This window comes from Brevibacillus sp. NPDC058079 (genome assembly GCF_042885155.1).
In the GTDB taxonomy this organism is placed as follows: Bacteria; Bacillota; Bacilli; order Brevibacillales; family Brevibacillaceae; genus Brevibacillus.
Genome location: NZ_JBHVSO010000001.1, coordinates 722,022 through 735,343 on the forward strand (window position 1 = coordinate 722,022; position 13,322 = coordinate 735,343).

Here is a 13,322-nt window from a genome sequence, read left to right on the forward strand (position 1 = left end):
AACCTCTGTAGTAGAGGGTATTCGTTTTTCGCACAATTGTCAAGGAGGTCTACCATGTTTCCCAATCAAATGAGTCCACCAGCGATTGATATCATTCACATCCTGATTCGTGCCACCAATTCTATTCAGCGAGAATTCGAGACCAAATTGGCTGCGCTTGATATTCCATACCATATCTCTGGGCCAAGGCTACGTTTGCTTTCTATCGTTTCAGAAGCTGGAAAAATTCGCATGAGCGAGCTCGCCGCAAAATTGGGTGTAAAGCCGCGCACCGTCACAGATTTTATTGATGCCTTGGAGCGTGACAAGCTGCTGGTGCGGATCCCTGATCCGACTGATCGCCGTGCCACCTTGATCCAGCTCACGGAATTAGCCCAATCCAGCATTGATCAAGTTTTGGCACTGCAAACGGATATTGCCGAAAATATACTCGAGGATTTGCCAATTGAGCAGCGGAAGCAATTCTACGCTCTGCTTTTACAGTTGATTGAAAACAAGGATTTGTCAATCCCGTCCAAGGATGCATTTAAGTAAAGCAACGCACAGGATGAAAGTGGATAAGGAAGGTCTTGTGTACCCATAATACCTTACATCAAGAGGAAATCGACTACGGACATACAACAAAGAATTCGAGGTGTTTGGAATGAAAAAATGGAAACTGATATCACTTATGCTGATTACCGCGATGGGGTTAAGTGCATGTGGCGGTCCTGCTGCACCGGATGTACTGGAGCAAGTAGAGGTTGTACCGAAACCTACGTTTACAGTAGGGAGTGAAGTCACCTTGAAAGCAAGTCACCAACCGGGAATGCAAGGAGCAAAAGCAAAAATTGTGGGGGCTTACGTCACAACGGCCTATTCAGTGACCTATACGCCTACAACGGGTGAGCCCCCTGTGAAGGGTTATAAATGGATCATTCAAGAAGAAATCAAGAACCATATCAAGCAACCGTATAATCCGGGAACGGAAGTCGTTTTGAAGGCGGATCATGTGAAAGGGATGCTCGATGCATCAGCCAAGCTTGATACGGCAAATACAACGACTGTCTATATGATCGATTACACTCCCACGACAGGGGGAGGAGAAGTGAAGAACTACAAATGGGTGACGGAAAACGAGCTATCACCAGTCAAATGATCGATGCCATCTCTTATGAAAAAAGGCAGCAGTGGCTTTTTCAGCGCCAAAGCTGCCTTTCTACTTTTCCATTGATACGAGCTGTTTGATGTTACATGCGACGAGACTTCCACTCAGCGAGCATTTGGTTGAGAGATTCCCTGTATAGCTCAATTGCTTCCAGCGTCTCATGGAATCGCTGCATAACTAGCTCACTTTGCTTCAAACTATCAATTTGCATTCCTTTTTCTATGACATTCTTTAATGATAGGATTCGCTCTAACCCCTGTATAAGCTCTTCTTCGATTGCGTCAGGTGCCATGATGTAATAGCTCACACGGTCGCCTGTCACACTCTTTTTTTCCGCGAATCCAATTTTTAAAAGAATGCGCATATTGGTTGACACACTTCCTAGACTGACTTGCAATGTAGTGGCTATCTGTTCGGATGAAAGGGGTTCCTGAGAGACCATCAACAGTCCTATAATCCGGCCAGCAATTCTGGATAATCCTTGATTTTCGTGATGGAGAGCCATTTCTTCAATCAATTGCATCGTTTCCACCGTTAATTTGTCCAACTTCATGACTCCTTTTTCCTCGTTTTGCCCGATTTCCATGCTTTTGTCTATTATACTACCAATAGTCAGCGCTTTCTTCAGAAAATACCAAAAGAAAATGCGCCTGTTCTGCTGAAAGGCGCTCACGTCATTCATGATTTTAGTGGCGTCGCAGTGCTATCATGGGTTTGTCGAAGGTGCTCCATGATCATCAAGGCAGAACCTAGCTGGACACCGCACAATTCGCGCAGCGGACGCATCGACCAGTTAAAAAAGGAGAGTAGCTCTTGTAAGCCTTGATCCAGCCATTTTTCTGAATCTGCTCGAATCTCTGAAAGGGTGATGTTGTCGGGCTGGGCGTCCAGCATACGGATCATCATGCTGCAGCAGCATAGAGAGCTCCATAAACTGCGTAGTTTCAAGTCAAACATTTCAGCAACTGTTGCGAAGCGCGCTAAAGCTGCATCACTTTCAGCTGATTTTAAATGATGGGATCGATTTTCCTCCATACCGATCAGAAAATCCTCTACAGATCGCTGAAATTTGGTTGGTACCGTTATGAATGCTTGTGCGCTTTGATACTGTTTGGATAAAAAAGTAATCTGTTCACCTTCCAGTTTGGCTATGTCCAGCGTAGCATCCTTGTAGCTATGAGTGGTTTCAGATTTATCTCCCATCCTTGGATCCGTAAATAACGATAATTCCGAAACAAGGCAAAAGGTATGATAACGTGCCCCGGCATAATCGCGGGAGGAGCCTCCCATGAGGATTGCTTTCGCAGGGTCTTCTCCAGCAGGCAGGATACTTTCGTAGTAATCATACATAGTAGACAGCTCAGGCAGCTGATAAAAACCGTCTTGGATAGGGGGCATGAATGGTGCCTCAGGTTCGCCGATCATCAGCGGTAATTGATGATCATGCGTCAGTTTTATGATCTGTTGGCACAAAGCGTCGGGAAGAGGAGTCGATACATAATAAAACGTTCCAGTTTGATCGGAGCTGTGCAAGCTGTTGAGGAAATGCGGCTTGGCTTCATCAATCGCTCGCATAAATGCTACGGTTTCAGGAATGGGCTCACTGAATCTGAACGTTTTATACGCATATGGGAATGTCCATTCAACTTGTTCGAGCATACTAGGACGATAGTAGCTGCGGATGTAACGGTCTGGAGAAAAGGGGCCGCCGTACCATCCTTCATTCAATCGGCAACCATCTACATCGATTTCTTTGATGATATAAAAGGTATAATCCATTTGCTCTAATAGGGCAGTATCCTCACATAGCTTTTTGCTGAGATACTCTAGCGATAGAGCTCCAATCGGCTCATTTGGATGCGGACAACCGACGAACAACGCGCGGTGCTGGCCATTTCCAATTCGCAGCATGAGGATGCGGTGTCCTTCTGTTGAGTGACCGATGGTACTGAGGGTAACAAGATGTGGATAGGCGGCTGCTAATTCACGGGAAGAGGCGTCCAATTCCTCAATGGTTAGAAAATGTGAGAAATCAGGCATTTCTTGCAGCAGTTTTTGTATGAAATCAGTCAAGCTCCTCACTCCTTTTGAGATGGATAAGAAAGGATGAAACAAAAGCGATTCCTGCACCTACTAGCAACAGGGAAAAACCGGCTTGAAAGGAGTACGCCTGAATGAATGCGCCCATCGCGATTGGTGTAAAAATACTTGCCAGTTTTCCTCCGGTTAACAGAATTCCACTAGCAGTGCCCAAAGCATCTGAGGGAATGATACGCATGGTAAGTCCAAGAATGGGTTGAGTGGTAAGGGAGAGAAAAAACAAAGAGATCGACTCAAACAACAGAAACTGGTTGACATTGTCAGATAGGATCATAAGCGTAAGGAAAATCGTCGAGAACAGAAGGGACGGAATGACCATCGTTCGAAACTTTTGATGAAAATAACGGTCAAACAACCAACCGCCTACCAAGTAGCCAAGCATCGAAATGAGAAGAGGAAGAGATGCATATAAGCCTGATTGGGTAATAGCGAGATGTTTTTCAGTTGTTAAGTAGGTAGGTACCCATGTCAAGCATCCAACCATCACGATTTGAATTCCGCAGAGCATACTTGTTAGTTTCCACAAATGCCCATTACGTAAAAGAGAGAGGAAAGGGATAGGTTTCGATTTTAATGCTGAGCCTGAAGGTGGTTCAATTACGAAAGGACGGGGAAGGAATATCCAGAGAATGGGGGCCAAGAGCAGGCCGATTGATGCTGTAACAAAAGTAGCTTCTTGCCATCCCAGTATCGCAATCAATGGTGCTACGAGAAAAGGGGCAAGTCCAGTCCCAATAGGTTCGGCTGATGAAACGATGGATAAAGTGGTCGTACGGATGTTTGCAGGTGTTCGCTCGGCAATTGCTTTTAACATAGCAGGCATAAGTGGGGCATCGATAAACCCCAACAAAAAACGGACAACCAGTAAGGCTGCAAAACCAGTGACCGCCCCTGTAAGCGCAGTCAATATTGCCCACAGTACCAAGCTGATTACAATAATTTGCTTCGATCCTCGTTTATCAGCAATGATCCCTCCCGGAATGGTAAAAATCGCGAAGCCTAAAAAATAAACACTGACGATCGCACCTTGCTCCACTGGATTCAGATGAAATTCCTCTCCAATAAGTGGTAGTGCAATAATGATGCTGTACGAGCCAAGAACCCCTATGAGTATAGTGACAAACAAGAGCACAGCACTAATCGAAGCAGACTTTTTCATGTGCATCACTTCCTAAAAGATGTTATGTGTATTATTTTAATTATTTTCAGTTATTTTAGTCAATACTGAAATTACTGAAATGAGTGTCGTTTGAAAAAACTCCTTAGCCAACAGGGAAACCATGTTACAATATGAAAAGGGATTTGTTTCCACTATAAAAAATGTGATAGAAATGAAAACAGCCCCTAAATATATGTATGGAGTTGAAGGAAATGCCCCAGCTTAGGGATATCATTACTCCCGTACATGAGTGTCTTTCACCCGAACATACCTTGTCTGATGCTATTCAATTCGTACAGCGGACCAAATGGGATACGATTCCTGTTACCGATGAGCATCAAAAATTGCGTGGAGTATTGACCAGAAGCAGCCTCAATCAAGCGATTCTGGATGGACAACCATTGACGAGCGCCATTCATTCACTCATTAAAAAAGACGTCATTTGGACTCACATTGACAGTTCAGTAGGCGACATCCAAGAAATCATTCAAAAATCAGAAGTGGGGAACATTGTCATTTTGAATGATGACCACCAAGTAACTGGAATGCTTACCAAAACGGACATCATTTTCACATTGTTTCGAGCAACGAGTTCTTTGAAGGATCAACTGGAAGAAATTCTGGTTCGATCAGAGCTCGGCGCGATTATCACGGATGATTCCGAACGGATCACTTTCGCCAATCAGAAAATTTGCAATATGACAGGGCTGACACAAGCAGAATTGCTCCAGCGTGAGGTAACTTCGCTCATTTCAGGTATTCAATTAGAGTCCATGGAGCCTTCTGATCATTATCGGCTGCAACTAGGGAATAGTCACGCCGTTACCCGTATTTCTCGCTTTGGGAAAAAAGGGTGCATCCTTCTGTTTCAAGATGTATCGCAAGTGGAAAAAATGGCCCAGGAGCTACAGAGCGTAGTCAAATGGAAGAGTATTTTGCAGACGGTCATCGATAATGCGTACGAAGGTCTGATCATGATCAATGAATGGAAAGAAGTTAACTTCGTGAGTCCATCTTTACTTGAGCTTTTTGAGTTTGAAGAATCGCAAATTTTATATAAGCCAATCCAAGACGTTCTCCCTCAATTGGGACTCGACCGCGTCATGAAATCAGGTCTACCAGAATATAGCGAGATGATGCAGGTAAAAGGCATTCGATATACTGTGCATCGCGTCCCCATTATGCAAGACAACGAAATCATTGGGGTTATCGGGAAAATCTCGTTCCGTGGCCTGCACGAAATGAAAGAAGTCGTACGTAGACTGGAAAAGAGTGAAAAAGAAGAGAAGCAAGCCCCACACGCGCAGCACGAGACCTCCCGATTCTCGTTTGAGCAGATTCTCACACAGGACCCTCAGATGGAGAAAATTATACGCAGCGCCATGAAGACGGCCAAAGGAAACTCGACTGTTCTGATCAGAGGCGAGAGTGGAACCGGAAAAGAGTTGTTCGCCCATGCGATTCACAGCATGAGCTGGCGTAGCAATGGCCCATTTGTAACAGTCAATTGTGCCGCGATCCCGGAGCATTTATTAGAATCAGAATTTTTTGGATATGAAGAAGGTGCCTTCTCGGGGGCAAGGCAAAAAGGGAAAAAAGGAAAGTTTGATTTGGCAAATGGGGGAACCCTGTTTCTAGATGAAGTGGGAGATATGTCGCTGCAGCTTCAGGCGAAAATGCTTCGTGTCCTCCAAGAAAAGGAATTTTACCGTGTGGGTGGAACAGAGCGTATCCAGGTCGATGTGCGCATTATAGCAGCAACGCATCGTTCCCTGGAGGAAATGGTCCGAAATGGGGAATTCCGAAACGATTTGTTTTATCGATTAAACGTCATCTCTTTTGAAATTCCGCCACTGGCGAAAAGGAAAAAAGATATTTTGTTGTTTATTCCTTTCTTCATGGAAGAATTAAATCGCCTGAACGGGACAAGCATTATCGGAATTGACCCGCTGGCGGAAAAAGCCATGGTCGACTATGATTGGCCTGGCAACGTACGTGAACTTCGAAACGTAATGGAGCGCGCAATGCTGTTCAGTGAACACGGAAAAGTTGAGCTAGCGGATTTGCCCGAATACATGTTGGGTCATGGAAAAAATGAAATGACCGCATTCTCATTTGATTCAGAGAGCACCCTTATGGAAAAGGCAGAAAGAGCTGCTGTACAGCAAGCGTTGGAGCAATCGGGCGGCAACAAATCCAAGGCAGCTAAATTACTGGGAGTAAGCAGATCTGTGTTATATGATCGTCTGAAAAAATACCAATTAAGTGTACAAGAGTAAATGATGGATGACTTCTGGATGAAACGGAAGTCATTTTTTTATGGCTACGTGTCTGTATTTTTTACATCTGTCTGTAAAGGGTGTTTAGTCGCCATACATAACAACATCCATCCAAACGGTAAGGAAGAATAAGAAAAGACTCATGTGTGATTGGCATAACACTTGCTTTTTCTGAATTTTGTGTTTAATTATCATTTCTACTATGAAGGAGGGGAGTTTTGGGATGAGATGGATAGTTCTAGCACTCTTGTTTTTTGCCTACGTCATTAACTATGCGGATAAGGCGATCATTGGGTATGCAGCAGACCCTTTGATGAAGGAGCTTGGCTTAAATAATGCCCAATGGGGGATGGTCGGAAGCAGTTTTTACTGGTTATTTGCCATCGCAGCTTTACTTGGAGGGACATGGTCAGATCGGATCGGGACTTCGAAAATGATTGTAATTCTATTGCTTGCCTGGACCGTTCTGCAGTTTGGCTCCTATGCCATCATGACCTTGCCGATGCTGATCTTGTATCGGTTATTGTTGGGGGCGTTTGAGGGGCCATTTGGGCCGGTTGTGATGAGCCATGCTGCCAAATGGTTTCCTCCCGAAAAACGAGGAATAGCCTTTGCAGTCATCGTCTCTGGTGCCAGTGTTGGCGGAATTATTTCAGCGCCCATCCTTGTCTTGATGATAGAAAAGTATGGCTGGCGGTTGACCTTTGCACTCTTAGGTGTAGTGAGTCTGGTTTTGGCTTTCGTCTGGTTGTTTGTTGATCGAAAAAACAAGAATCACCCGAGTAATCAAATGGCTCTATCCAAGGTGAAAAAATTGAGATGGGCAGATATTTCTCCCGTTTTGCGCAATCCAGCATGTTTTCTCACCCTTGCATTGGCGTTCTCTGCTTTTTGGCTATCCACTTGGCTGCTTATTTGGCTTCCACTGTACTTGACAAAAGTACTGCACTTAGAGCCGATGAACATGGCGTATGCCGTCGCCGGAAGCGGTGTTGCAGCTACAGTCATGGTATTGGTGCTATCATCCTTTTCCGATCATCTTTATAAGAAGTCCAAGAGCGATTTCAAATCGCGGGTTCTGGTTTCAGGGATCGTCACGCTTATTGGTGGACTATCTCTTGCCTTTATGCCGGTATTTGATTCTTTTATCTGGATATTTGTTGCTTTGTGTTTAGCAAAAACATCGAGTTACAGCATTGCCACAGTTGGACCGCAAATACTGATTAAGCTCATGCCAGAACGAGCTGGTTTCATGACGAGTATCTATTCGTTTATTACCAATATAGCCTCCATCATTGCTCCGGTCATAACAGGAATCTTAGTGCAAGCAGCGGGCAATAACTTTGTGCTCGGTTTTCATTACTCGCTTTACGTCATCGTGGGCCTCTTCATTGTAACGGGGATTCTCTTTTTGGTGTTTGTCAGGCCGGATCAATCGTCCAAAGATATTCCGCTTCAAGTGGAGTCTGTGTAGGTGTCTGAAAACAAGATAATTGCGTTGAATTACCTGTTTGAAAATCAAACAATCCGACATTTTTCGTGTTGATTTTGTATAAGGAACTACTTTTTTGGTGTTGGCATGACATTTGCTTTTCTCTTTTTACAAAACAAAATCGACATGGAAGGAGAGACAGCGATGAGTCTGGTCAATGTTGAAAAACGGGGAAGAATCGCGATTGTCACCATCGACAATCCACCGATGAACGCATTGAGTGCTGGGGTCAAAGAAGAATTGCAAGTCATATTCGCTGAGCTCCATGCAAACGCCGACGTGCTGGCAATCATTTTGACAGGAGCTGGGCAAAAAGCATTTGTGGCGGGAGCCGACATCAAAGAGCTGCCAAAACGAATCGGAAATCCAAATTTGCTTCCTCAATTTATGGAGAATCACAACTTTTTTAACAGCATTGATTATTCTCCGAAACTGACGATTGCTGTTATAAATGGATACGCACTGGGAGGTGGCTGCGAGCTTGCCTTGACATGTGATCTACGCATTGCGGAACAGCACGCATTGATTGGGGTGCCAGAAGTGAAGCTTGGGCTGCTCCCCGGGGCAGGCGGTACACAGCGTTTACCGCGCCTGATTGGAGAGGCGACAGCAAAAGAATTGTTGTTTACAGGTGAGCATATTACCGCAGATGAAGCCATGCGGATTGGCTTGGTCAATCGTGTCGTACCCACTGGCGAGGGACTGGGAGCAGCGCTGACTCTTGCGCAAAAAATTTGCCAAAACTCGCCTTCTGCTCTTCAGCATATTAAAAAAGCGGTGGATGAAGGAATGGAGCTCCCTTTTCAGCAGGCACTCAAGCTTGAGGCTGAGTTATTCCAAGATTTGTTCTTGAAAGAAGACGTAAAAGAAGGCGTACAAGCGTTTTTAGAAAAAAGGAGCCCGCAATTTCAAGGGAACTAGACAATAAAGGAGAGAAGGGGAATGGATTTCAAAAACAGTGTGGTAGCAGTTACCGGCGGTGCTTCAGGTCTGGGAGAGGCAACCGTGAAAAATATCGTAGCGCATGGTGGAAAAGCACTCATGATGGATGTCAATGATGAGAAGGGAACCCAGCTCACCGAAGCACTAGGCGACCAGGTTCTTTATGTGAATACAAACGTCGTCGAAGAAGCGGATGTCAGGTCAGCATTAGACCAAGCGGTTGAAAAATTCGGTAAAATAACAGCGGCTGTGAACTGCGCAGGTATCGGCGGTTCACAAAAAACGTATGGAAAAAACGGCCCGTTCGATCTCACACTTTTTACAAAGATTATTCATGTCAACTTGATCGGAACCTTCAATGTCATTCGTTTAGCAGCAGAGAAAATGAGCGAGAACGAACCGAACGAGCTAGGGGAAAGAGGGGTTATCGTTAATACGGCATCTGCTGCTGCCTTTGAAGGGCAAATGGGTCAAGCTGCTTACAGTGCATCAAAGGGGGGAGTCGTTGGGATGACGCTTCCCATTGCAAGGGATCTATCCTCGCTTGGCATTCGTGTCGTTACGATCGCGCCAGGTCTTTTTGAGACGCCGATGCTAGGCAGGGCTCCCGAGCATGTTAAGCAAGCACTAAGCGCTATGGTGCCGTTTCCCCAGCGGTTGGGGCAGCCGAATGAGTTTGCCCATCTCGTTCGAAGCATTATCGAAAACCCGATGTTAAACGGGGAAGTCATCCGTTTAGATGGTGCACTGCGTATGCAGCCAAAGTAATCGAAAATAAAACGAAGTCCGGAGGAGAATGCAGATGAACATTTTAGTCTTGTTGAAACAAACATTTGATACCGAAGAAAAAATCGTGATTCACAACGGTCAGATCAATGAAGAAGGCATCGAGTTTATCGTGAATCCTTATGACGAGTATGCTGTCGAGGAAGCAGTCAAGCTCAAGGAAGAAAACGGAGCAGAGGTCACCGTGATCACCGTTGGCCCAGAGCGTGCGGAGGGTGCTCTCCGAACCGCTCTTGCGATGGGAGCAGATAAAGCGATACTCGTCGATCCAGGTGAAAACGAAGCGGATGAATACACCATTGCTAGTTTGATTACGGCAGCGATTAAGGATCTATCATTCGATTTGATTCTCGGGGGCAATATGTCTGTAGATAGCGGGGGAGGACAGGTTGCGATTCGGGTTGCAGAGGCATTAGGTATCCCACACGTATCTACGATTACAAAGCTTACAATCGATGGCGACAAAGCAACAGTCGAAAGAGACGTAGAAGGCGATATGGAGATCATCGAAGTCGGTCTCCCACTCTTGTCGACAGCTCAGCAAGGGTTAAACGAGCCGCGCTACCCGTCTTTGCCAGGCATTATGAAAGCAAAGAAAAAGCCAATGGAGCGTTTGACTCTGGAAGATTTGGCTCTTGCAAACGATGTGAGAAAGGCCCGCACAACGATTGTCGAGCAGTATTTGCCTGCCAAGAAGCAAGCAGGTCGCCTATTGAGCGGAGAAATCAAGGAACAGGTAATCGAATTGGCACTACTGCTGCGTACAGAAGCGAAGGTCATCTAAAGTAAAAAGGAGAGGATTAACCGTGAGCAAAAAGGTTCTGGTACTTACCGAAGTAAAGGATGCAAAATTACGTAATGTATCTCTCGAGGCATTAACTGTCGCGAATCAGGTCGCGGCAGGGGGAGAAGTCATCGCGGCGTTGTTCTCGCCGAATGCGGAAGCGTATGTGCAGGATATCAGCAAATACGGAGCCAGTACCTTGTATGTAACGAAAACCCAAGCGCTATCTACTGGCACAACCGAGGCGTATAGCCAAGCATTTACGCAACTCATTCATGAAGTTCAGCCAGATGTTGTCTTGGTCGGCCATACTTCATTGGGAAAAGATATCTCACCAAGAGTAGCGGCCAAATGTGGAGCGGGACTCATTTCAGATTGTACGGCTGTAGAGACAAACGGAGAGCAAATCAGGTTTGTTCGTCCGATCTATGCGGGGAAAGCGTTTCAAAAAAAGAACTTCCAAGAAGGAATGGTGTTCGCAACCCTGCGCCCCAATAATTTTGAAATCATAGAGACAGCTGTGCAAACCGTGATCGTAGATTTTCAGCCAGAAATCACTGATCTTCGTACCATCATCAAGGAAGTCGTGCGAAAAACAGCAAGTGGAATCGATCTCAGCGAAGCCAAGATCATCGTCGCTGGTGGACGCGGTGTGAAAAGCGTGGAAGGCTTTCAACCCCTGCAAGAATTGGCTCAGGCACTTGGCGGTGCAGTGGGAGCGTCCCGTGGAGCTTGCGACGCCGATTACTGCGATTACTCCTTGCAAATCGGACAAACAGGAAAAGTAGTGACACCCGATCTGTATATTGCGTGCGGCATCTCAGGGGCTATTCAACACTTGGCGGGAATGTCCAACTCAAAAATTATCGTGGCCATTAACAAAGACCCGGAAGCACCGATCTTTCAAATTGCCGACTACGGAATCGTTGGAGACTTGTTTGAAGTCGTTCCACTGCTGACAGAAGAATTGAAGAAAGTTCTCGTATCATAATCCCAGGAACTGTCTGGAAAATACACTCCGTGTGTCTGGTATCGTAGCAATTTCAAACAACTTCGCTCCATTCCATGACGATAAATCTAAGCAAGACAGTGATTTTCTTTTGGTATGATACTTGCTGGTTGATAGAAGTGTTTTCCAGATATCCTTTCCTCACCAAGATCGACATTCTGATGATGAAAATGCGTCAACGAATGATCGGAGGGCTTTCTTGATGGTTGATGTTACGGATCAAATTCAACAAGTATTCGAGTTACAAAAGAAACATCAGCATGTTGTCAAAAGAACCAGTGCCGCAGAACGTATACAAAAATTACAGAAACTAAAAACAATCATTCGTACGCAAACTCCTGCTATTTTACAAGCGCTTCAACAAGATTTGGAGAAGCCTTCTTTTGAAGCCGTCACAACAGAAGTGCTCGGTGTCATTCATGAGATTGATCGTTTTATCGCCAGCTTGGAACAATGGATGCAGCCTGTCGAAGTCGCTACACAAAGCGTGGGAGCAACTGCGAGAATTATGTGGGAGCCAAAAGGACAGTGCCTGATTTTCTCGGCGTGGAATTTTCCATTTTACTTGCTGTTTCTTCCGTTAATTCCTGCGATTGGGGCAGGGAATGTATGTATCTTGAAGCCTTCTGAAATGGCGCCAGCAACCAGCCGACTTGCGACGAAAATCGTTCGCGAGGTGTTCGAGGAATCTGAGGTTGCCATCTTTGAAGGGGGAGTGGATGTTGCAGAAGCTTTGCTAGCCCTTCCATTTCACCATATCTTCTTTACGGGGAGTACTTCGATTGGCAAGCATGTCATGCAGGCAGCTGCGAAACATCTGGCATCCGTTACATTGGAGCTGGGCGGCAAATGCCCTGTGGTTGTCGATGAGCATGTTGATTTGGAGAAAATGACTCCTCGCATCGCATTTGGCAAATTTGCGAATGCCGGACAAATTTGTCTTGCTCCAGACTATGTTTTTGTCAAAGAGCATCAACTCGAAGAATTTGTTCAGCATGTGGAAGCATATGTCCAACGTAGCTATTTTGAAAATGGACAGCTTACCCAAACAGATATGGCCAAAATTATGAATGAACGTAATTTGCAGCGTTTGCAAGATTTGTTGGAGGATGCTGTCTCCAGAGGGGCGAAAGTACGATTTGGTGGTACGATTGAAGATGGAAGAATTCACCCAACACTCTTAACGGACGTCCCTCTGGAAGCGAAAATCATGCAAGAAGAAATATTTGGACCGATTATGCCAGTCCTGACGTACACCGATTTGGATGAAGTGATCGAGTATATTGATTCAAAGCCCAAGCCTTTAGCTTTGTACATCTTCAGTGATCATCAACGTATTGTGGATAATCTGCTTGCCAGAACAACTTCTGGAGGAGCAACCGTGAATGATGTCATGCGGCATATGGCGGAACCGAATCTGCCTTTTGGCGGAATCAATGAGAGCGGGATTGGACGATATACAGGAGTTTATGGATTCAAGGAGTTTTCGCACGAACGGGGTGTTCTCTTCCAAGCACCAGTGGGAAGCAATCCAATGGAGGAATTTGCACGTGCTCCCTATAAAGGAAAGCTAGAGACGTTGATGCAAAGATTGAAATAATCGGATCTGCATGATTACGTTCTT

At 45.4% G+C, this 13,322-nt stretch carries 12 protein-coding genes; 9 read left to right on the forward strand and 3 right to left on the reverse strand.

Annotated features, from left to right (window positions below):
- Nucleotides 1-54 precede the first annotated feature (54 nt).
- Both ACFVS2_RS03615 and ACFVS2_RS03620 read left to right on the forward strand, forming a co-directional pair.
- A complete protein-coding gene (locus ACFVS2_RS03615; RefSeq protein ID WP_390231005.1) occupies nt 55-534 on the forward strand; it encodes a MarR family winged helix-turn-helix transcriptional regulator in 480 nt (159 codons plus the stop codon).
- A gap of 109 nt (nt 535-643) precedes the next feature.
- Nucleotides 644-1,138, forward strand: coding sequence for a YdhK family protein (locus tag ACFVS2_RS03620; protein WP_390231008.1), 495 nt, complete (start codon nt 644-646; stop codon nt 1,136-1,138).
- A gap of 91 nt (nt 1,139-1,229) precedes the next feature.
- Here the strand turns inward: ACFVS2_RS03620 and ACFVS2_RS03625 are convergent, their stop codons facing one another.
- The 3 genes from ACFVS2_RS03625 to ACFVS2_RS03635 all read right to left on the reverse strand — a co-directional run bounded on the left by ACFVS2_RS03625 (nt 1,230) and on the right by ACFVS2_RS03635 (nt 4,406).
- Nucleotides 1,230-1,700 (reverse strand): GbsR/MarR family transcriptional regulator, encoded by a 471-nt coding sequence (locus ACFVS2_RS03625; RefSeq protein ID WP_173617693.1) that lies wholly within the window; start codon nt 1,698-1,700, stop codon nt 1,230-1,232.
- Nucleotides 1,701-1,825: 125 nt separating this feature from the next.
- A complete protein-coding gene (locus ACFVS2_RS03630; RefSeq protein WP_390231011.1) occupies nt 1,826-3,220 on the reverse strand; it encodes a M14 family zinc carboxypeptidase in 1,395 nt (464 codons plus the stop codon).
- On the reverse strand, nt 3,213-4,406 hold the full coding sequence (locus ACFVS2_RS03635) for an MFS transporter (RefSeq protein ID WP_390231014.1): 1,194 nt from the start codon (nt 4,404-4,406) through the stop codon (nt 3,213-3,215). The genes ACFVS2_RS03630 and ACFVS2_RS03635 overlap by 8 nt, the downstream gene beginning before the upstream one ends.
- A 212-nt stretch (nt 4,407-4,618) precedes the next feature.
- Here ACFVS2_RS03635 and ACFVS2_RS03640 point away from each other — a divergent pair, with 212 nt between their 5' ends.
- The 7 genes from ACFVS2_RS03640 to ACFVS2_RS03670 all read left to right on the forward strand — a co-directional run bounded on the left by ACFVS2_RS03640 (nt 4,619) and on the right by ACFVS2_RS03670 (nt 13,298).
- Complete coding sequence (locus ACFVS2_RS03640) at nt 4,619-6,685, forward strand: sigma 54-interacting transcriptional regulator (protein ID WP_390231017.1); 2,067 nt, start codon at nt 4,619-4,621, stop codon at nt 6,683-6,685.
- Between the two features lie 223 nt (nt 6,686-6,908).
- Complete coding sequence (locus ACFVS2_RS03645) at nt 6,909-8,159, forward strand: MFS transporter (protein ID WP_390231020.1); 1,251 nt, start codon at nt 6,909-6,911, stop codon at nt 8,157-8,159.
- Between the two features lie 162 nt (nt 8,160-8,321).
- Nucleotides 8,322-9,098 carry an enoyl-CoA hydratase/isomerase family protein gene (locus ACFVS2_RS03650; RefSeq protein WP_390231023.1) on the forward strand — a complete coding sequence of 259 codons (777 nt, stop codon included), beginning with the start codon at nt 8,322-8,324 and terminating at the stop codon, nt 9,096-9,098.
- 21 nt (nt 9,099-9,119) lie between these two features.
- Complete coding sequence (locus ACFVS2_RS03655) at nt 9,120-9,887, forward strand: 3-hydroxyacyl-CoA dehydrogenase (RefSeq protein ID WP_390231025.1); 768 nt, start codon at nt 9,120-9,122, stop codon at nt 9,885-9,887.
- A 34-nt stretch (nt 9,888-9,921) separates the two neighbouring features.
- Nucleotides 9,922-10,689 carry an electron transfer flavoprotein subunit beta/FixA family protein gene (locus tag ACFVS2_RS03660; RefSeq protein ID WP_390231028.1) on the forward strand — a complete coding sequence of 256 codons (768 nt, stop codon included), beginning with the start codon at nt 9,922-9,924 and terminating at the stop codon, nt 10,687-10,689.
- A gap of 22 nt (nt 10,690-10,711) precedes the next feature.
- Nucleotides 10,712-11,680 (forward strand): electron transfer flavoprotein subunit alpha/FixB family protein, encoded by a 969-nt coding sequence (locus ACFVS2_RS03665; RefSeq protein WP_390231031.1) that lies wholly within the window; start codon nt 10,712-10,714, stop codon nt 11,678-11,680.
- Between the two features lie 220 nt (nt 11,681-11,900).
- Nucleotides 11,901-13,298, forward strand: a complete 1,398-nt coding sequence (locus ACFVS2_RS03670) for an aldehyde dehydrogenase family protein (protein ID WP_390231034.1) — start codon at nt 11,901-11,903, stop codon at nt 13,296-13,298.
- Nucleotides 13,299-13,322: the final 24 nt, after the last annotated feature.

Coding starts and splice junctions, on each gene's coding strand:
- ACFVS2_RS03615 (WP_390231005.1), top strand. CDS start 55: ATGTTTCCCAATCAAATGAGTCCACCAGCGATTGATATCATTCACATC.
- ACFVS2_RS03620 (WP_390231008.1), top strand. CDS start 644: ATGAAAAAATGGAAACTGATATCACTTATGCTGATTACCGCGATGGGG.
- ACFVS2_RS03625 (WP_173617693.1), bottom strand. CDS start 1,700: ATGAAGTTGGACAAATTAACGGTGGAAACGATGCAATTGATTGAAGAA.
- ACFVS2_RS03635 (WP_390231014.1), bottom strand. CDS start 4,406: ATGAAAAAGTCTGCTTCGATTAGTGCTGTGCTCTTGTTTGTCACTATA.
- ACFVS2_RS03640 (WP_390231017.1), top strand. CDS start 4,619: ATGCCCCAGCTTAGGGATATCATTACTCCCGTACATGAGTGTCTTTCA.
- ACFVS2_RS03645 (WP_390231020.1), top strand. CDS start 6,909: ATGAGATGGATAGTTCTAGCACTCTTGTTTTTTGCCTACGTCATTAAC.
- ACFVS2_RS03650 (WP_390231023.1), top strand. CDS start 8,322: ATGAGTCTGGTCAATGTTGAAAAACGGGGAAGAATCGCGATTGTCACC.
- ACFVS2_RS03655 (WP_390231025.1), top strand. CDS start 9,120: ATGGATTTCAAAAACAGTGTGGTAGCAGTTACCGGCGGTGCTTCAGGT.
- ACFVS2_RS03660 (WP_390231028.1), top strand. CDS start 9,922: ATGAACATTTTAGTCTTGTTGAAACAAACATTTGATACCGAAGAAAAA.
- ACFVS2_RS03670 (WP_390231034.1), top strand. CDS start 11,901: ATGGTTGATGTTACGGATCAAATTCAACAAGTATTCGAGTTACAAAAG.